Here is a 15450-nt window from a genome sequence, read left to right on the forward strand (position 1 = left end):
CGGCGTCACTGGCCCATGTGCGCCTGCTCATGGGCCAGCAGCCATTTCTTGCGTTCGATACCGCCGGCGTAGCCAGTCAGCGAACCGTTGGCGCCGATCACCCGGTGACAGGGCACGATAATCCCTATGGGATTGCGCCCGTTGGCCAGCCCGACGGCACGGGAAGCCTTTGCGTTGCCAACCCGCCGCGCCAGCTCACCGTAGGTTTCCGTCTGTCCAAAGGGAATCTCCCGCAAGGCCTGCCACACCTGCTGCTGAAACGGCGTGCCGGCACCGGCCAGGGGCAGGTCGAACTGCTGTAATTGCCCCTCGAAATAGGCCACCAGCTGCGACCTGGCGTTATCCAGGCGCTGGTCATCCCGCACCCAGTGCTGGCCGATCACCGGTCGGGTAGCCTGTTCCTCCATATGAAGCCCGGTAATGGCGTTGCCATTACTGGTGATCAGCAGGGTTCCGACAGGCGAATCCAGTTCTGTGTAGAACACCGTATTCATGGCCTTCCTCCGCAACAATCAGCTTATCACCCAGGCCGGGCTCGCAATCACGGCCACCAGCCGGACTTTGATGGTTCAAGCTTAACGCTGCAGAATAGCCTTTGTCTGGTCATTTTTCGCCCTGTCTGGTGGATGGTCCCGCCAGCAGGTGGCGCGGATCGACTTATTGACCGCATTCCGGAGCAATTGCATGGCACTCGATACCTCGGCCCTGAACCGCCAACGGCATAACCTGGATCACCTGGACGATGTCTGGTTGTTCGGCTATGGCTCGCTGATCTACAAGGTGGACTTTCCCTACCTGGAGCAGCGCGTTGCCACCATCGAAGGCTGGGCCCGGCGGTTCTGGCAAGGCTCCCACGACCACCGGGGTACCCCGGAGTCCCCGGGCCGCGTCGCTACGCTGGTGGAGGCTCCGGGAGTCGAATGCATGGGTGTGGCTTACCGGGTATCCCCCCGAACCTTCGAACATCTTGACCACCGTGAAAAGAACGGCTACCTGAGGTTTTTTACGCCTTTGTGGTTCAGCGAGGAGGAATCAGTGGACGGCCTGGTCTACGTCGCCGGTGCGGACAACGCTGCCTTCCTGGGGCCGGCGCCGGTGGATGAAATGGCCGAGCAGATTGCCCGTTCCCATGGCCCGAGCGGGCCGAATGCGGACTACCTGCTGAAACTGGCCGGTGCGCTGTCCGAGATGGGCGCCCACGATGAACACGTCTTTGAGCTGGCAAGGCTGGTTGAGGATATCCTTATGGCCAGGCCGTGACGCAACGTCCCCGCCGCGGTGACGCCCCGAAGCCTGGATTGCCAACCGGGTCATTGGACCCGCACCTGACGCAGTATATACTTTCGCCGGTAAAGCTCTTCGTAATCATGGACGACACAGGGAGGAACCCCAGGATGGGCAAGCCCGCCGCAACGCTCAGTTGTTATCACACCTGTCCCGATAAAACCGGAAAGAAAGACCATATAGGCGGCCCCATTGTGGCCGGCTCCTCCAACGTGGTGATAGGTGGCATGCCTGCTGCCCGTGTGGGCGACAAGGTCGTCTGCCGCGGCCCCGCGGACACCATTGCCAAGGGCTCCTCATCCGTATTCATCAACGGCCAGGCGGTCGCTCGTGTTGGCGATAAAACCGTCCATGGCGGCACTATCGTTGTCGGCAACCCGACGGTAATCGTTGGCTGATCAAACAGGGGAGGGGGCTGATCGGTCAGTGTGGTACGGTCGTAGCTGTAAGCATGATGCTAACAGGGACAGCAACTATAATGATTCCGCACTGGCTTCGCCGAATTCTTGCCCTCACCGGCTTACTACTCGCGTCCGCCGCCGCCCAGGGGGCCGGCAACCCGGATAACCCCCTGGAAATCGATGGCTTCGTTGAGGAGGCCCGGAGCCTGGAGAGACTCCACGGCGTGCTGGTTGCCGTGGACGGTGAACCGGTGTTGGCCGAGGTGGTGCGCGGCCCGGCGCTGGATAAAGCGGTCAATATCAAGTCCCTGTCCAAGACGGTGATGGCAGCACTGGTGGGGGTGGCGGTCAGGGAAGGTGTTTTCGAGGGACCGGAGCAGCCGATTACCGAGGTGATCTCTGTACCGCCAGCTGCCGATCAGCGGGTACGGAAGATCACTATCGGCCATCTGCTCTCCATGCAGGCAGGACTGCAGCGGACTTCTGGTCCGCATTACGGTCCTTGGGTGAATAGCGACAACTGGGTCAACCACGCGCTGACGCAACCCTTTGTAGATGAACCCGGTGGCGACATGCTGTACTCCACGGGTAGCTACCATATTCTTTCCGCCGCGCTGACAGAAACCACAGGGAAAAGCACGCTGGTCCTGGCCCGGTCGTGGCTGGGCGAACCGCTGGATATCACCATTCCCTCCTGGCCAACCGACCCCCAGGGCATCTACTTCGGAGGCAATGACATGCGCCTGTCACCCCTGGCGCTGCTTGCCATCGGCGAGCTGTATCGAAATGACGGTCGTCACGGCGGCGTACAGATACTGCCTGAAGGCTGGGTGAACACCTCCTGGCAACCAAGAGGTGAATCCCGCTATACCGATGACCAGTACGGCTATGGCTGGTTTGTGACCAAACTGCACGGATATGAGGTCTACTACGGCCGGGGCTACGGCGGCCAGATGCTCTATGTGGTGCCGGACCTGGCGGTGACCGCCGTGATCACATCGGACCCGTCGCCCCCATCCTCCCCGTCGTTTACCCAGAAACTGGATGCCCTGATGGAGCGGTACATCCTGCCTGCCGTTGAGCAACGGTCGGGAAGCGCTCGCTTACGGTGAAGGTTGGGCCCTCCCACAAACATTGTGCCCGCGGTATAATTACTGTAAATTCATACAGCAATTAACCCACCATCACTGCGAGGCACTCCCATGGCGGTACAAGCAGTCTACTTCTCCGATAAGGATGGGCTGGACATGGCACTGAAGCACCCTGACACCCTGCTGTTCTCCAACAAGGCCGACGCCGATGCCCGTGACAAGGTGTTGGAACTGTCCGAGGAGATCCGGGAGTTCCTTACTCGCAAGGTGGAAGGCCTGGATGAAGAGACCGCGGATCGCTGCGCGCTGGCCATTGCCGAGAACAAGGACCTGTTCCAGAAAGCCCTGAAGAAGCCGCAACTCCTCAATGCAGACGAAGCCGCAGACGCCTGAACCTCTTAACGCTCGATGCTGCAGGACGCAATCTTTGACAGATGGCTGTAGGGCAGGCCGGTTTCCCGATGCCAGTCATTAAAGGCACTCTGGGCCTGCAGCAGCGCCTTTTTGCTGCCCGGTGAGGCATCCAGCAGGCCTTCCAGGCGCAGCACGGCGAGCACATCCTGTGACAGGATAAACCCGTCCCAGCCCACCATCCTCAGAAAGTACTGGGCGGTGTTGCCGCCAAGGCGGGCGCCGTGGCGTTTCAGCCACAACAGCAGTCCGGCCTGGTCGTCGGATGGCCACTGGGCCAGCATGTTACCGAAACTGCCATATTCGCGGGCGGCCTCAACCACCATGCGGGCGTTCTCGGGTACGGTGCGAATTTTCTGCAGGTTGCGCACGATGCGGTAATCGCCGGCCAGGTTTTCCAGCACCTCCGGCGGAACCTGCTGCCAGTAAAGTGGCACGAAGCCGTCAAAGGCTGCCTCGAAGCCTGGCCACTTGTTGTCGATCACCCGCCACACAAAACCGGCCCGGAACACGCAGCGGGTAAGTTCGGCCAGGTAACGATCATCGCCCAGGCTGGTCAGTTCGTCCGGCGTAGCGACTCGCGGTAGCAGGGCGCTCAGACTATCCGGGCCACCCTTGCGTGAAATGGCCCGTTCATGGATGGCGGCAAAACTCATGGTGTCTCCCCGGTCAGTGCTCGCTGAACACTAACCGGAAAGTGCTGAGCGGTAAAGGCAGCCTGGCCCTGCTTCTTTCTGGGGTTCTCAAGTCATTGTCTGTGTTATTTTGACTTTAGGTGTATATAGTGACTACGTATCAACAGCTTTAGCCTGCACTGGCGACACCGCAATGACTTCTGCCATTAAAGATACAACGGTGCTTGAGGCCGCTCTGGAAACGGTATCAGACGGAGTGCTCATTACCGGGCCCTATCCGTCGTTAACGATTGTTTACGCCAATGCAGCCTTTTACGCCATTACCGGTTATTCGGCTTCCGAGGTGTTAGGCAAGACACCGGCGCTGCTGGAAGGTAAGGACACGCCTGCCGACTGGCAGGGCATATTCCGGTCGGGTAACACCACACCCACCGAGGTTTTGAATTATCGCAAGGGTGGCGCGCCGCTTCACGTGGAGTGGTCGATCCGTTCCCCGGCGTCGGCCGAATCCCCCGCTTATCGTATTGCCGTCCTGCGTGACCTCACCCAGCCTCGTGCGCTGGAACATCGGCAGGCGCAGCTTGAGCTCCTCGCCAGTATGCAGCGCAAGGTGAGCACAGCAGGCCTTGACCTGAGGGTACTACGCCAGAAAGTGGTCGATGTAGCCATGGATGCAACCGCTGCCGAAGCGGCAGCGGTCGAGGAAGTGCAAGGGGACATGCTGGTGTACACCGCCGTTGCAGGCCGGGCACGGTCGGTGGCAGGTTTTCGGTTACCAGTGGACGCCAGTCTGTCAGGAACCTGCTACAAGGCACAGATCCCGATTTTCTGTGCGGATGTACACCTGGATAGCCGTGTCGACCAGGACAAGGCCGAACAGGCCGGTTTCCGTTCGGGCATGCTGGTGCCCCTGCTCCATGCCGATCATTGTTTTGGCGCCCTGAAGGTATACTCCAGTGAGCCCGGCGCCTTTCAGCGTGACCAGCTGAAACTGCTGGAAATGGCCAGCCATGTGCTGGCAGCCTCATTGTATGATGCGCGCCAGTTCAAGAGTGAGCAGGACCGCCGCACCCTGCTGGTCGATGCACTGCCGATATTGATTTCGTTTGTGGACAACCAGTATCGCTATGGCGAAATCAACGCCGCCTACAGCCGGTGGTTCGATGTTCATCCGGACCAGATACTTGGCAGGAAGGTTGAAGACGTTTTGGGCGAAACCGCCTTCAACAAAATACGACACTATGTGGACACAGCCCTGGCCGGGGAGCGAGTGCGCTTTGAGATGACGGTCCCCTATTCCAGGGGCGGGCCCCGACCGGTTGAAGCCGAGTACATCCCGGTTTATGACGCCAACGACACCGTAATGGGGTTTTATGCCCTGGTCCGGGACCTTACCGAACGCAGGACGGCGGAGCGGGACCACTTGACCCACATCTATAATCGCCGGGGGTTCGACCGCTTGCTCAAGGGCGCCATTGCCACCGCTGCCCGTTACCGGCGCCCCCTTTCCCTGCTGTTCCTGGACATTGACCATTTCAAACCGGTGAATGACCAGTGCGGGCATACCGTTGGCGACGAGCTGCTGCGTCAGGTGGCGAACCTGCTGAGACAGCTTGCCCGGGAGAGCGATATTGTCTGCCGCTGGGGTGGTGAGGAGTTTGCTGTGCTTACACCGGAAACGGCGCTTGGTGAGGCCCAAGAACTTGCCGAACGCCTGAGGGTTGCCATAGCCAGCGATGTGGCGTCTCCCCTGGGGCCGATCACCGTCAGTATCGGTGTCGCGGAGCTCAAGCTGCAGGAACCCGAAAACTCACTGATCCAGAGAGCAGATCAGGCCCTTTACTGGGCCAAGGAGAAAGGCCGCAACAGGGTGGAAACGGTCGATTAATGCCTCCCAGGTGCCATGCCAGGGCACGGGATAGCCTTTCGCAACACACCGGCCCTGGTGAACTGCTGTGTGCTATCTTCGATACAACCCCACCGATAGCGGAGGCACTATGGACCGATTTATGGAACTGGCAATGGCTGAAGCCGAGGCAGGCATGGCGGAGGGCGGCATTCCCATTGGTTCTGTACTGGTGTGCGATGGCAAGGTGCTGGGTTCAGGTCGTAACCAGCGGGTACAGCTGGGCAGTGCTATCCGCCACGGGGAAATGGACGCCCTGGAGAACGCCGGTCGTCACCCGGCCGCTGTCTACGCCCGCTCAACCCTGTATACCACCCTGTCCCCCTGCGCCATGTGCTCCGGCGCCATCCTGCTTTATGGCATCCCCCATGTGGTCATTGGCGAAAACAAAAGCTTCCGGGGTGAAGAAGACCTGCTGATAAGCCGTGGTGTGGAGCTGGAGGTCCTGGATGACCCGGACTGCATCGCACTGATGGAGCAATTTATCCGGGAGAACCCCGAGTTATGGAACGAGGATATCGGAGTGTGAAAGGCGGGTGATTGGAAAATTCTGCGACCATCCGGATGTCTCTGCGTCTTACCTGTAGCGATACAGCAAACCAATGACGAGACGGAGATATCTGATGAAACGCTTTCATGTGCACCTGTCAGTCCAGGACTTGGACTCCAATATCCGGTTCTATACCACCCTGTTTGGTCAGGCGCCCAGTCGCCGGGAAGATGACTACGCCAAATGGATGTTGGATGACCCACGCATCAACTTCGCTATTTCAACCCGCGGAGCCTCATCCGGGCTGGATCATTTTGGGTTTCAAATGGATGATGGTGATGAGTTGGCCCGGTTGCGCGAGCGTGCTCGTAATGCGGATGCCGCCATCCTGGACGAAGGCACAACCCAGTGCTGTTACGCAAACAGTGAAAAGCACTGGCTCATGGACCCTCAGGGCGTGCCCTGGGAGCACTTCGTAACCATGGGCGAAATACGCCACTTCGGCAGTCCACCTGTGCTGGCGGAAACCGTGGATAAACCGACAGGAACATCAGGCAGTGGAGCGGAGAAAACCTGTTGTGGATAGTCAGACCCTGGGGACAAACGGTGCCACGGATCGGGCGGTAGTCGCTCGATCCGCAACGGGCGTGGAAGATGCCTACCTTACCTTTCGTAGTGGGTTGCTGGGCTTTCTGCGTACCAATGTTCATGACCCGTCACTGGCAGAAGACCTGCTGCACGAGGTATTCGAAAAAGCAACCCGGGCGCTCGAGGAAGGTGAACAGCCTGCCAATATTTCGGCCTGGCTGTATCGTGTTGCTCGTAACACCTTGATTGACCACTACCGTCGTCAACGCCCCGTCGAAGTGATACCCAACGATCTTGAGGCGGGGGAGCCTTTCTCACTGCCCCCTGAACAAACCCTTGCACTTTGCCTCAGGCCGTTTATCGACCAGTTGCCCGGAAAATACAGTGAGGCCCTCCTGGCCACCGCCATTGAAGGCCGCAGTGTGGCGGCCTGGGCCCGCGAAACCGGGTTGTCGCCGTCGGCAGCCAAAAGCCGGGTCAGCCGGGGCAGGGCCTTGCTCCGGGAAAAAGTGCTCGAATGTTGTCACGTAGAAGCAGCGCGGAGCGGGGAGGTCCTCGAGTACTACCGGCGACAATAGTCGGTACGCATTGGATCCCGCAATAAACGACATCATGTCTTGGAGGTCGTCAGCCATAACTTCCGGCCTCCTGTTGAAAACCCGGTCCGTTCAACTTTCAGGGCTTCCGTCTTCAGTCACCCATCCCAGCAGGCACTGGTAAACCGGTTGGCTATCGAGCAGGTCGAAATGGTTCAGGCCATTAAAAACTGCCTGTCGGGATTCCGGGATAGGCAGGCAGCGCGCAGGGTCACGGTGCTGGCCAAGTGCGCTCCTGAGCGGGACCAGGCCATCCCCGGGGATCAACGTGCTGGCAGCGGCCGGGGAAGACCGAATGGTTGCCGCAACAGCGTAGTAGCGGGTGCCGGGGGGAGGGATTTCTGGTGCTTTTCTGCTCCCGGGCTCCGGGCCGGTAACCTGGCCAATAGTACCCTCACGGAGATCACGGATGCCGGCACTCCGAATATTGCCAAGTCGGCCAATCGGCGCGCTGTAAGGGCTGACCCCCAGAAGGAATTCCAGCCCATTCCCCAGCTGTTCCAGTGGTGCGCCCTGATGAGGGGTGCCGAGGAAAACCACTTTCCGGAGTCGGGTTGGCCAGTGGTAGCCGGCGTGCTGCGCCTGCAGGCACGCGCTGCGGGTGACAAGTCCGCCCATGCTGTGCCCGACGATCACCAGCTTCTCAACGGGTACCGGCCATTCGCTGATCAGCGCTTCCAGCATCAGGGCGAAATCCCGACCGTTCTCCAGCACCGCAAGCCCGCTGTTGTAGCGCAGATACAAGGGTGTAAAGCCAAGATCGTGGGCCAGCGCCTTGCCATGATCATGGCCGTTACGGAACCACTGCCGGTCGTTCATACACAGGCCGTGAACCATGACCAGCAGGCGGTTCGACGGGTGCGGAATGGTCGCAAGCAGTGCCTGGTGCTCCAGCATTAAGCGCCTTCCGCCGTATCGCAGTTCCATGGGAATCGCCAAAGGATTGGCAGAGGCCACCAGGTAGTCCCCGAGTACGCCGTTGATGGCGGCTAAAAGGGCCTCCCTCCGTGCGGTCGATTCCTGGTTGGCGAGCATGGGGGCGAACCGGCTGAGGGTGAACTCAAGGCCCTGGCCGGTCAGGGCGGAGACCCGACGGATGTTGCGGTAGACAAGGCCGGTGATCCCCCTGGTCGGGCCGGGCCGCCCGGGGCCAATAATCGGCGCGAGCCCGGAAATATTGCGGTGCATCACCTCGACAATGTCTGTTACCCCGTCGAAGGCGTCAATGATCAGCCGGCTGGTACCGATCAGGTCGGCTGAACGGGGCGGGTGAGACAGCTTATTGCCCGGCTCGCGCGGGGAACTACCGGTGGTATCAGAGCTGCGTTCGGTGCTCATGTCGGTCTTTCCTGTGCGCATGGGCTGGCCAGTCATGGCCAGCGAGGCGGGAGTGCGAACCCAATATAGCACGGTCCCCGAAAGTGTCAGTCAGACCGGGCTGCCAGCAACTCCCGGAGCCCGGCTGGCAACACAGACCGGGCTTTCCGGGAAATCGGCTCCTCATTCTTCTGCCACAAAACTCCGAGGTAGATGATCAGCAGGCCGATGGCCGTGAGTGCCATCGGGAAAAACCAGCTATCCTCGAAAACCTCCCACGCCAGGTGGCCAAGGTAAAAACACACACCCAGCGCGCCGAAGACTACGAAGACCCGCCGGACAATCACCACGCCGATAGTGATCATCAGAAGGTTGATGGAGAAATAGAGAAAACGGGACAACTCGCTGCTCGAATCCTGCGCCGTCATCCCGCCCCAGAAAGTCAGAACACCAAAGATATACAGCCAGAAGGCGTAATCCGCTGTTGACCGGGATCGGAAATCCACCCAGAAGGCGGTCAGCGTCATCAACAGGCCAAAGTACATGGAGAACAGCGCACGGAACTGGAAGTCGTAATACCCGGTCATCAGCATGGCGGCAACATCCATCGACAGGTACCAGAGGGTAACCGCGATGGGCATGATCATAAAGGAATAGCGATAGATCCAGGCCAGCACAACCCCGACAGCCAGTGTGCCCATCTCCATATAGAGCCAGTGCCAGCGAATGTAGCGGTGATAGTCCCGGTAAACACTGTCATCCGGCCATACGCCCAGGGCTAACTGCAACCCGTAGATGGCCAGCGGCGTCAGTGCTACCACAAAGGTCGCACAGATGCCGGCAGGGATGGCCAGGTCCATGGACCGGAAGCGCCCGGTCAGTAGCAGTCCCACGCCGGCATACAGCAGCGAGATAAAGAAAATGCCCCAACCACCAAAGGCCTCCCAGCCCAGATTCATGAACAGCGTCATGGCACCGATGGCAATCAGACCACCAAGGTAGTAAAGCACGTTGGTGAGGTTGAACGCTGGGCCCACGCCGGGCTGTTGCCCCAGGAAGTCATACAGCCGGTCTGCCTGCTGCGAGGTAAGGATCTGCTCACTGACCGCGTCGTTGAGGTGTTTCCTGGTTATTTTCATGGTGGTGGGCGCTCCTTGTCCTTGGCGGTCAGTGGCCGGAAAACCTCGAATGTAGCTCAATCAGACAGTAATATTCGAGGTAACATCCTCAAAAAGGACTTATACACTCAAGGACCGGGAACCCATGAACGTTTTCCTGCTGTTGCTTTGCCTTCTTGCTACCCCTGTCGCCGCCTTAGCAGGCACCTACCGCTGGGTCGATGAAAACGGCCAGACGCATTTTGGCGACCGGCCACCGGCGGGCGCCGTTTCCGATGAAGTCAAAGTGACCCCGGCGCCGGTAGACGAGGACGCCGCTGCTCGTGCACGTAAAGCAAGGGTGAACGAATTCCTGGAACAGAGTGAGAAACAGCGGGCCGAGCGTAACGAGGCGAAGGCCCGCCAGGAAGCTGCGGCCGAAGAGCGGCAAGCCCGCTGCGAGCAATTGCGCGGCCGCCTGAAGTATCTGAAAAGCGTGTCGAAGATTTACCGGATCAACAACGACGGCGAACGGGTGTACGTGGACGACGAGGAGAACGAGCGTCTTCGTCGTGAGTTCACGGCGAGGGTTCAAAGCGAGTGCGGTGCCTGATCTGCGGCAGAACGGCAGCGCAGGCGCGTCTGAATACAGCCACCGATTAGCTGCGGTGGTTCAACCTGGCAGACCCTCGAACTTTGGCACATCCTCTAATCCCTCATCCCATACGGCTTTGCTGGATGAGAAGATGTGCGCCGTTGGCAACATAGGGATTTCAGTGTCCAAACACCCTGCCGGAACGACAAGCAAACCTGCGATCTGAGTGCTCGGCAATGCTGAGCCACACAACTTGCAGAAGCATTTGTGATGACGAGTGCCTGGCAGCGTAAAGCAAGTCACCGCATCTGCACCCGACTGCCAGACCAATGTAGCGGAATGCGAGAACAGATTTGCGGCATGAGCCGAACCTGTATCTTTTTGGCAGTGTTGACAATGGCACAGGTAGAAGCTTTCGAAATCACCTGTTACCTCAAAGCTTACGGTGCCACACAGACAAGAGCCGAAATGAGCAGTCATCAGAACCCCTTCCATGGCCTGAGAGGGAAGTGCAGAACGAACATGAATGGCTGGTTAATGCCATACTCACGCTTCACCTTTGCGACCCGCACCCTGCCATAGATCCCTCTAAACATTTAACGAATGAGATTAGCGGCAAACGGCTGCAACTGGTTATGCGGGTTTATCGGAAGGACCGACCCAGAACAATGGATTATGTGCGACTTCCCAAAGATAGCCGTCAGGGTCTGAAAAGTAGCCTGCATAGCCACCCCACTCCGTCTTTCGCGCGGACTTCGTGACAACAGCGCCCGCGGAAGCAGCCTGAGACATGACCTGGTCAACTTCACCTTCTGAACTTACATTGTGCGCCAGACTGAACCCAGCGAAGCCACCGGAAACTGCACCTACCTGCGCATCTTCCGCTAGTGCGTCACGACCGTACAAACCCAGCCATGTGCCGTTCAAAGTAAAAAAGGCTACCTCCGGCGGAGAGTCCATTCGGGGAAAGCCAAGGCCCCTTTCATAGAACTCAATCGACCGCTGTATATCACCCACGCCCAGAGTGATCATACTAATCCGTGGCTTCATGATTCCTCCTTGCATAACGCCAGGCTCACGCGCCGGTTTAGAGCCGCGAAGCGGCGGAAAATCAGTCGCTGTGCAGCCGATTGTTAAAGCCTTCCCAGCCAGTACTGCGGACGCCGGCGGTCATGGGCAACAGCCAGAACCTGAAAACCATCATGGCTCTCTCGGTAAACGATAGACAAGGGAAACCTGTGAAGGGGCGCTCTACGAATATCTGGCGGCAACTCAGCTTGCCAGGCTTTTGGTGACTCGCCAATTAAATTGGCCAGGGCCTCAAATTCCTCTATAAAGGCACCACCCAATCCCGGAACTTTTGATTCATAATAACCAACTGATTCCAGGAACTCGGCTTCCGCTGCCGGGTGAAAAGAATAGTTCATTTAATCAGTGCTCTAGCCTTCCTCATGACATCCTCACCAGACACAGCCTGAACTGTGCCATTGTCGAGCTCTTCACCCCTGCGCCGCGCCTCAAGCAACCAATCGGACCTGAGCTCTTCTTCTGACGGAGACTCCAGACTCAACACCAGTCGCTGGATCAACTGGGCTCGCTCCTCTTTAGGGAGGTGGAGCGCCTCGTCTTCAATTTTCTGGAGATTCATGGACAAAACCTCTCGTTCACATATCACTCAATTTTGACACGGATGGCTACCAGGTGCCACGACTCGGCTTTTCAGCTTTAACGCCGAAGCGCACCGGTGACTTTGACGTAGCGAAGCGGAGACAAAGGCATCCGAGTGCCGCGCCTGGTTAGCTGTTCCCAAGCATGTACGCCCGAAGCTGTCGCTCCTCTCGCATGACATAGAGAATGAGAACTCTCTTATCATCCTCACGATAAAAAATGCGACACGGTGGAACCACTATCTCCCTGTATACTGAATTAGGGAGCTCTGGTGGAATCCGTCCGGATTGGGGAAAATCTTCCAAGCGCTCGGTCTTATCGAAAACTTCTTGGACCAGGTGACTTGCGGCTGCAGGATTATCCAGAGCAATGTACTCAGCGATCGCATCCAGTTCTTGAAGGGCGGGCTCCGTCCAGATTACTTCAGCCATTTACTCATTTTTTCCATGGCCTCACTTTGACTGTACGTTCTTCCCTCAAGTACAGCCCGCTCTCCTCGTGAGAGCCCCTCAAGCAGCTCAAGTCGGCGCTGCATAAACTCGTAATCTTGCACATCGACAAGGTATGCGGATGGCTGACCGTGCTCCGTGATCAGTATCGGCTCTTTAGTCAGGTGCAGATCTGCCAGAATCTTTGTGGCTTGGCGCTTGAGGTTCGTAACCAGCTCAACTTTCATGGGCTCACCCTGAATCAGACTAACAGTGCCACTATAGTATCACTTTTCAGGTGGGGCAATCACAGCTAACGCGAAACTTTGCGGCAATTTTGGAGCCGCGCTGCGGTGGAAAAATTGTCCGGCAACAGAGGCTGGTTATGCATTATTCGTAGTGGCTCCAGAGCCTGAGAACTTTCACCACCCGCTCGTCTTCCAGTACCTGATAAACCAGACGATGTTGAATATTAATGCGGCGTGAATAGGCCCCCGAAAGATCACCAATGAGCTTCTCAAACGGAGGCGGCTTACGGTATGGATCTTCCGCTATCAGCGCTAAAAGTTCCTGAGCTTTTGGTTTAAGGCCGCTGGAAGCCAACTTCTTTGCATCTTTCTGGGCTTGCTTGGTGTAAACCAACTTCCATGTCACCAGTCCAGCTCCTCATCGCATTCATCCACGGGGGTATCCATCCCCTCACGAATAGACTCCCGCATACCTGGTACGGAGAGCAGGTAAAGTGTTTCCTGAATTGCAGACCAGTCTTCCTCGGAAACCAGAACAGCTTTGTTCCGCTTACCCATGATGACGATTGGTTGGTGGGACTCGGCAGTCTCATCGATCAACCGATAAAGGTTACTGCGCGCCTCAGTTGCTGTGATTCCGGTCATGACGCACCTCTTGCGTGTTTAACTTTTAATTAAGTGTACGCTTTTGGGTACGTACGTCAAGACGAACGTATTGCATAACGCCCGCCATCACCGGTGACAAAACCGCAGCGAAGCAGAGGGTTTGGCATCCGGTGCATGGCCTGGTTACACCTCACTTTGGTCAGTGAAGCTGATTGAAAACTTCCGGGTGTTGCTCAGCAATGCGCAGAAGCGCAACCGCAGGCCCCTGCGGTTCACGCCGACCCTGCTCCCAATCCTGAAGGGTTCGCACACTCACGCCCATAAGACCGGCAAACGCAGATTGCGACATGTTCAACTTCAGCCTGATCACTTTAGGCGGTGAGGGCTCTGATAGCTCATGGGTTCGTAGAGCCAATTTACCCTTCTTGAACTGCTTGATTTCATTGATGCCATCAAGAATCTCTGCCCCAAGGTTCCTGTCACCCATTTTTGATTGCCTCCGCTATCTGCTTGAGCGTATGGCCAGGAATGCTGACGCGCTCTGATTTACTGTACAGCGTGAGCATCCATATCTCGTGGTCAGACTTCTTCCAGTAGTAAATGGCTCTGATACCACCGCTCTTTCCCGAACCCGCTGGTGCCCATCGAACTTTACGAACGCCACCAGAGCCTTTGATTAGATCCCCGGCATCCGGCTTCTGCAAGAGGTAGGTTCGAAGCCCACGATATTCCTCGTCCGTGAGGTAGTTCGGCAATAGCTTGGTGAACGTTGAGGTTTCGATGAATAGCATTGCCAAAATATACGGCGTTGCCGTACTATCGTCAAGGCAAGATCAATAAGGTGTAACGCCCTGGCTTTGCGGCGTGCCGGAGCGCCAGCGCAGGCGCGTCTGACAACAGCCATTGGTTAAATGCTTGCATGCGCATGGTCATGCGCATAAGATAAAATGGTGTCTTTTAGACCTTCTCGGAGGCCCTCATGGCCGAACTCTATAATTCAGCCGCCCCCAAAAAAGCAGCGAACCTCTCAATCAACAGCGATCTGCTGCGTAAAACCCGGGAACTGAACATTAATTTGTCTGCCACCCTGGAACGAGCTCTGAAAGAAGAGCTTTCGAAACGCGAAGCCGCTCAATGGGTTGAAGAAAATCGCGCTGCGATAAAAAGCTATAACGATTTCGTCGAACAACATGGATGCTTCGGCGACGAATTCAGGGAGTTCTGATGGCACAGTTCGATGTGTACCCCAACCCGAGCAAAATCAGCAAGGCTCACTACCCTTACCTTGTGGATATTCAAAGCAGCCTTCTGAGCGATTTGGCAACTCGCATTGTTATCCCTCTGGGCAAACGTTCTGCCTTCGGTGACGAAGTCATGCAAGGGCTCACTCCCGAAATCAGCTTTGCCGATCAGGAGCTGTTGCTGTTAACTCCGCAAATTTCCTCCGTGCCTGAAAAACGTAAGCGTCCGGTAATCCCATCTTGAGCCAGGCGCTGCCGCCGTCAGGATAGTGTCCACTTATTTTCTAGTGGACACTTAACATGAACGAATTAAGCGTAACCAAGCCCTACCAACGCCGTCGCCGTTTTTCCCGCGAATTCAAAGCGCAGATTGTCGCCAAATGCCTGGAACCCGGTGCTTCCGTTTCCCGGATCGCCCTGGATAACGGCCTCAACGCCAACATGGTCCGGCGCTGGATGAGTGAAGCGCAGCGAGCGGATAAAACACCGGGATTTGTACCGGTCAAACTGCCAGCGGCAACCTCAGCACCGAGCAACCCGTCGGTCTCGGACAAGCGTAGCACCATCCGCATCGAGATTCCCCGCCCCCGGCGGTGCGGTTGTAGTGGAGTGGCCTGCGGAGCAGGCCCATCAATGTGCTGCTTTGCTCCGGGACCTGTTGGGATGATCCGCATCGACGAGATCTGGCTGGCCACCGAACCTCTGGATATGCGGGCCGGGCCCGACAAAGCCCTGGCTCGGGTTATTCAGGTCTTTGGTTCGGCCAGGCCCCATTGCGCCTACCTTTTCGCCAACAAACGGGGCAACCGGATGAAGGTCTTGATCCATGATGGCTTGGGCATCTGGTT

The 15450-nt window shown here is 57.5% G+C and carries 26 protein-coding genes; 12 read left to right on the forward strand and 14 right to left on the reverse strand.

Annotated features, from left to right (window positions below):
• Positions 1–5: 5 nt before the first annotated feature.
• Entirely contained in the window at positions 6–494 is a 489-nt protein-coding gene (locus BM036_RS15240; RefSeq protein WP_091853928.1) for a methylated-DNA--[protein]-cysteine S-methyltransferase, read from the reverse strand.
• A gap of 190 nt (positions 495–684) precedes the next feature.
• Between BM036_RS15240 and BM036_RS15245 the strand changes: the two genes are divergently transcribed.
• From BM036_RS15245 to BM036_RS15260, 4 genes are all read left to right on the forward strand, one after another.
• Positions 685–1260, forward strand: coding sequence for a gamma-glutamylcyclotransferase (locus BM036_RS15245; protein WP_091853931.1), 576 nt, complete (start codon positions 685–687; stop codon positions 1258–1260).
• A gap of 134 nt (positions 1261–1394) precedes the next feature.
• Positions 1395–1682, forward strand: coding sequence for a PAAR domain-containing protein (locus tag BM036_RS15250; protein ID WP_091853933.1), 288 nt, complete (start codon positions 1395–1397; stop codon positions 1680–1682).
• An 80-nt stretch (positions 1683–1762) separates the two neighbouring features.
• A complete protein-coding gene (locus tag BM036_RS15255; protein WP_091853935.1) occupies positions 1763–2797 on the forward strand; it encodes a serine hydrolase domain-containing protein in 1035 nt (344 codons plus the stop codon).
• 90 nt (positions 2798–2887) lie between these two features.
• Positions 2888–3169 carry a YebG family protein gene (locus BM036_RS15260; RefSeq protein ID WP_091853937.1) on the forward strand — a complete coding sequence of 94 codons (282 nt, stop codon included), beginning with the start codon at positions 2888–2890 and terminating at the stop codon, positions 3167–3169.
• 5 nt (positions 3170–3174) lie between these two features.
• Here the strand turns inward: BM036_RS15260 and BM036_RS15265 are convergent, their stop codons facing one another.
• Positions 3175–3843 (reverse strand): DNA-3-methyladenine glycosylase I, encoded by a 669-nt coding sequence (locus BM036_RS15265; RefSeq protein ID WP_091853939.1) that lies wholly within the window; start codon positions 3841–3843, stop codon positions 3175–3177.
• A 172-nt stretch (positions 3844–4015) separates the two neighbouring features.
• Between BM036_RS15265 and BM036_RS15270 the strand changes: the two genes are divergently transcribed.
• The 4 genes from BM036_RS15270 to BM036_RS15285 all read left to right on the forward strand — a co-directional run bounded on the left by BM036_RS15270 (position 4016) and on the right by BM036_RS15285 (position 7384).
• The gene (locus tag BM036_RS15270; RefSeq protein ID WP_091853942.1) at positions 4016–5710 is read left to right on the forward strand and encodes a sensor domain-containing diguanylate cyclase; all 1695 of its coding nucleotides are present in this window, start codon (positions 4016–4018) and stop codon (positions 5708–5710) included.
• Positions 5711–5819: 109 nt separating this feature from the next.
• Positions 5820–6257 (forward strand): nucleoside deaminase, encoded by a 438-nt coding sequence (locus tag BM036_RS15275; protein WP_091853944.1) that lies wholly within the window; start codon positions 5820–5822, stop codon positions 6255–6257.
• Between the two features lie 94 nt (positions 6258–6351).
• Entirely contained in the window at positions 6352–6804 is a 453-nt protein-coding gene (locus BM036_RS15280; RefSeq protein ID WP_091853946.1) for an ArsI/CadI family heavy metal resistance metalloenzyme, read from the forward strand.
• Positions 6797–7384 (forward strand): sigma-70 family RNA polymerase sigma factor, encoded by a 588-nt coding sequence (locus BM036_RS15285; protein WP_177186077.1) that lies wholly within the window; start codon positions 6797–6799, stop codon positions 7382–7384. Before BM036_RS15280 ends, BM036_RS15285 begins: the two co-directional genes overlap by 8 nt.
• A 90-nt stretch (positions 7385–7474) precedes the next feature.
• On the opposite strand, the gene BM036_RS15290 is transcribed toward BM036_RS15285, so the two are convergent.
• Positions 7475–8740, reverse strand: coding sequence for an esterase/lipase family protein (locus tag BM036_RS15290; RefSeq protein WP_091853949.1), 1266 nt, complete (start codon positions 8738–8740; stop codon positions 7475–7477).
• 86 nt (positions 8741–8826) lie between these two features.
• Positions 8827–9858 (reverse strand): DUF2157 domain-containing protein, encoded by a 1032-nt coding sequence (locus tag BM036_RS15295; RefSeq protein ID WP_091853951.1) that lies wholly within the window; start codon positions 9856–9858, stop codon positions 8827–8829.
• Between the two features lie 124 nt (positions 9859–9982).
• Between BM036_RS15295 and BM036_RS15300 the strand changes: the two genes are divergently transcribed.
• Complete coding sequence (locus tag BM036_RS15300; RefSeq protein WP_177186078.1) at positions 9983–10429, forward strand: DUF4124 domain-containing protein; 447 nt, start codon at positions 9983–9985, stop codon at positions 10427–10429.
• 60 nt (positions 10430–10489) lie between these two features.
• Here BM036_RS15300 and BM036_RS15305 read toward each other — a convergent pair whose 3' ends face one another.
• From BM036_RS15305 to BM036_RS15350, 10 genes are all read right to left on the reverse strand, one after another.
• Entirely contained in the window at positions 10490–10906 is a 417-nt protein-coding gene (locus BM036_RS15305) for a GFA family protein (protein ID WP_342714483.1), read from the reverse strand.
• 138 nt (positions 10907–11044) lie between these two features.
• A complete protein-coding gene (locus BM036_RS15310; protein ID WP_091853955.1) occupies positions 11045–11461 on the reverse strand; it encodes a VOC family protein in 417 nt (138 codons plus the stop codon).
• 83 nt (positions 11462–11544) lie between these two features.
• Positions 11545–11838 carry a type II toxin-antitoxin system RelE/ParE family toxin gene (locus tag BM036_RS15315; RefSeq protein ID WP_091853957.1) on the reverse strand — a complete coding sequence of 98 codons (294 nt, stop codon included), beginning with the start codon at positions 11836–11838 and terminating at the stop codon, positions 11545–11547.
• Entirely contained in the window at positions 11835–12059 is a 225-nt protein-coding gene (locus tag BM036_RS15320; protein ID WP_091853959.1) for an addiction module protein, read from the reverse strand. The genes BM036_RS15315 and BM036_RS15320 overlap by 4 nt, the downstream gene beginning before the upstream one ends.
• A gap of 148 nt (positions 12060–12207) precedes the next feature.
• Positions 12208–12510 carry a type II toxin-antitoxin system RelE/ParE family toxin gene (locus BM036_RS15325; RefSeq protein WP_091853961.1) on the reverse strand — a complete coding sequence of 101 codons (303 nt, stop codon included), beginning with the start codon at positions 12508–12510 and terminating at the stop codon, positions 12208–12210.
• Entirely contained in the window at positions 12498–12755 is a 258-nt protein-coding gene (locus BM036_RS15330; RefSeq protein ID WP_091853963.1) for a type II toxin-antitoxin system Phd/YefM family antitoxin, read from the reverse strand. Before BM036_RS15330 ends, BM036_RS15325 begins: the two co-directional genes overlap by 13 nt.
• Positions 12756–12897: 142 nt before the next feature.
• The gene (locus BM036_RS15335) at positions 12898–13161 is read right to left on the reverse strand and encodes a Txe/YoeB family addiction module toxin (RefSeq protein ID WP_091853965.1); all 264 of its coding nucleotides are present in this window, start codon (positions 13159–13161) and stop codon (positions 12898–12900) included.
• Positions 13158–13400 carry a type II toxin-antitoxin system Phd/YefM family antitoxin gene (locus BM036_RS15340; RefSeq protein WP_058092928.1) on the reverse strand — a complete coding sequence of 81 codons (243 nt, stop codon included), beginning with the start codon at positions 13398–13400 and terminating at the stop codon, positions 13158–13160. The genes BM036_RS15335 and BM036_RS15340 overlap by 4 nt, the downstream gene beginning before the upstream one ends.
• Positions 13401–13560: 160 nt before the next feature.
• The gene (locus tag BM036_RS15345) at positions 13561–13848 is read right to left on the reverse strand and encodes a helix-turn-helix domain-containing protein (protein ID WP_012137897.1); all 288 of its coding nucleotides are present in this window, start codon (positions 13846–13848) and stop codon (positions 13561–13563) included.
• Positions 13841–14152: a type II toxin-antitoxin system RelE/ParE family toxin gene (locus BM036_RS15350; protein WP_091853968.1), complete on the reverse strand. Its 312-nt coding sequence runs from the start codon at positions 14150–14152 to the stop codon at positions 13841–13843. The genes BM036_RS15345 and BM036_RS15350 overlap by 8 nt, the downstream gene beginning before the upstream one ends.
• A gap of 188 nt (positions 14153–14340) precedes the next feature.
• On the opposite strand from BM036_RS15350, the gene BM036_RS15355 reads away from it, so the two are divergent.
• The 3 genes from BM036_RS15355 to tnpA all read left to right on the forward strand — a co-directional run.
• Positions 14341–14586, forward strand: a complete 246-nt coding sequence (locus tag BM036_RS15355) for a type II toxin-antitoxin system CcdA family antitoxin (RefSeq protein WP_091853970.1) — start codon at positions 14341–14343, stop codon at positions 14584–14586.
• Positions 14586–14846, forward strand: coding sequence for a CcdB family protein (locus BM036_RS15360; protein WP_091853972.1), 261 nt, complete (start codon positions 14586–14588; stop codon positions 14844–14846). Before BM036_RS15355 ends, BM036_RS15360 begins: the two co-directional genes overlap by 1 nt.
• Before the next feature lie 56 nt (positions 14847–14902).
• Positions 14903–15450: IS66-like element accessory protein TnpA (gene tnpA, locus BM036_RS20205; protein ID WP_218144821.1), on the forward strand; the 548-nt coding region annotated here is incomplete at its 3' end.

Source organism: Marinobacter segnicrescens (genome assembly GCF_900111555.1).
Lineage (GTDB): Bacteria > Pseudomonadota > Gammaproteobacteria > Pseudomonadales > Oleiphilaceae > Marinobacter > Marinobacter segnicrescens.

Coding starts and splice junctions, on each gene's coding strand:
- BM036_RS15240 (WP_091853928.1), bottom strand. CDS start 494: ATGAATACGGTGTTCTACACAGAACTGGATTCGCCTGTCGGAACCCTG.
- BM036_RS15245 (WP_091853931.1), top strand. CDS start 685: ATGGCACTCGATACCTCGGCCCTGAACCGCCAACGGCATAACCTGGAT.
- BM036_RS15250 (WP_091853933.1), top strand. CDS start 1,395: ATGGGCAAGCCCGCCGCAACGCTCAGTTGTTATCACACCTGTCCCGAT.
- BM036_RS15255 (WP_091853935.1), top strand. CDS start 1,763: ATGATTCCGCACTGGCTTCGCCGAATTCTTGCCCTCACCGGCTTACTA.
- BM036_RS15260 (WP_091853937.1), top strand. CDS start 2,888: ATGGCGGTACAAGCAGTCTACTTCTCCGATAAGGATGGGCTGGACATG.
- BM036_RS15265 (WP_091853939.1), bottom strand. CDS start 3,843: ATGAGTTTTGCCGCCATCCATGAACGGGCCATTTCACGCAAGGGTGGC.
- BM036_RS15270 (WP_091853942.1), top strand. CDS start 4,016: ATGACTTCTGCCATTAAAGATACAACGGTGCTTGAGGCCGCTCTGGAA.
- BM036_RS15275 (WP_091853944.1), top strand. CDS start 5,820: ATGGACCGATTTATGGAACTGGCAATGGCTGAAGCCGAGGCAGGCATG.
- BM036_RS15280 (WP_091853946.1), top strand. CDS start 6,352: ATGAAACGCTTTCATGTGCACCTGTCAGTCCAGGACTTGGACTCCAAT.
- BM036_RS15290 (WP_091853949.1), bottom strand. CDS start 8,740: ATGAGCACCGAACGCAGCTCTGATACCACCGGTAGTTCCCCGCGCGAG.
- BM036_RS15295 (WP_091853951.1), bottom strand. CDS start 9,858: ATGAAAATAACCAGGAAACACCTCAACGACGCGGTCAGTGAGCAGATC.
- BM036_RS15300 (WP_177186078.1), top strand. CDS start 9,983: ATGAACGTTTTCCTGCTGTTGCTTTGCCTTCTTGCTACCCCTGTCGCC.
- BM036_RS15305 (WP_342714483.1), bottom strand. CDS start 10,906: ATGGAAGGGGTTCTGATGACTGCTCATTTCGGCTCTTGTCTGTGTGGC.
- BM036_RS15310 (WP_091853955.1), bottom strand. CDS start 11,461: ATGAAGCCACGGATTAGTATGATCACTCTGGGCGTGGGTGATATACAG.
- BM036_RS15315 (WP_091853957.1), bottom strand. CDS start 11,838: ATGAACTATTCTTTTCACCCGGCAGCGGAAGCCGAGTTCCTGGAATCA.
- BM036_RS15320 (WP_091853959.1), bottom strand. CDS start 12,059: ATGAATCTCCAGAAAATTGAAGACGAGGCGCTCCACCTCCCTAAAGAG.
- BM036_RS15325 (WP_091853961.1), bottom strand. CDS start 12,510: ATGGCTGAAGTAATCTGGACGGAGCCCGCCCTTCAAGAACTGGATGCG.
- BM036_RS15330 (WP_091853963.1), bottom strand. CDS start 12,755: ATGAAAGTTGAGCTGGTTACGAACCTCAAGCGCCAAGCCACAAAGATT.
- BM036_RS15340 (WP_058092928.1), bottom strand. CDS start 13,400: ATGACCGGAATCACAGCAACTGAGGCGCGCAGTAACCTTTATCGGTTG.
- BM036_RS15345 (WP_012137897.1), bottom strand. CDS start 13,848: ATGGGTGACAGGAACCTTGGGGCAGAGATTCTTGATGGCATCAATGAA.
- BM036_RS15350 (WP_091853968.1), bottom strand. CDS start 14,152: ATGCTATTCATCGAAACCTCAACGTTCACCAAGCTATTGCCGAACTAC.
- BM036_RS15355 (WP_091853970.1), top strand. CDS start 14,341: ATGGCCGAACTCTATAATTCAGCCGCCCCCAAAAAAGCAGCGAACCTC.
- BM036_RS15360 (WP_091853972.1), top strand. CDS start 14,586: ATGGCACAGTTCGATGTGTACCCCAACCCGAGCAAAATCAGCAAGGCT.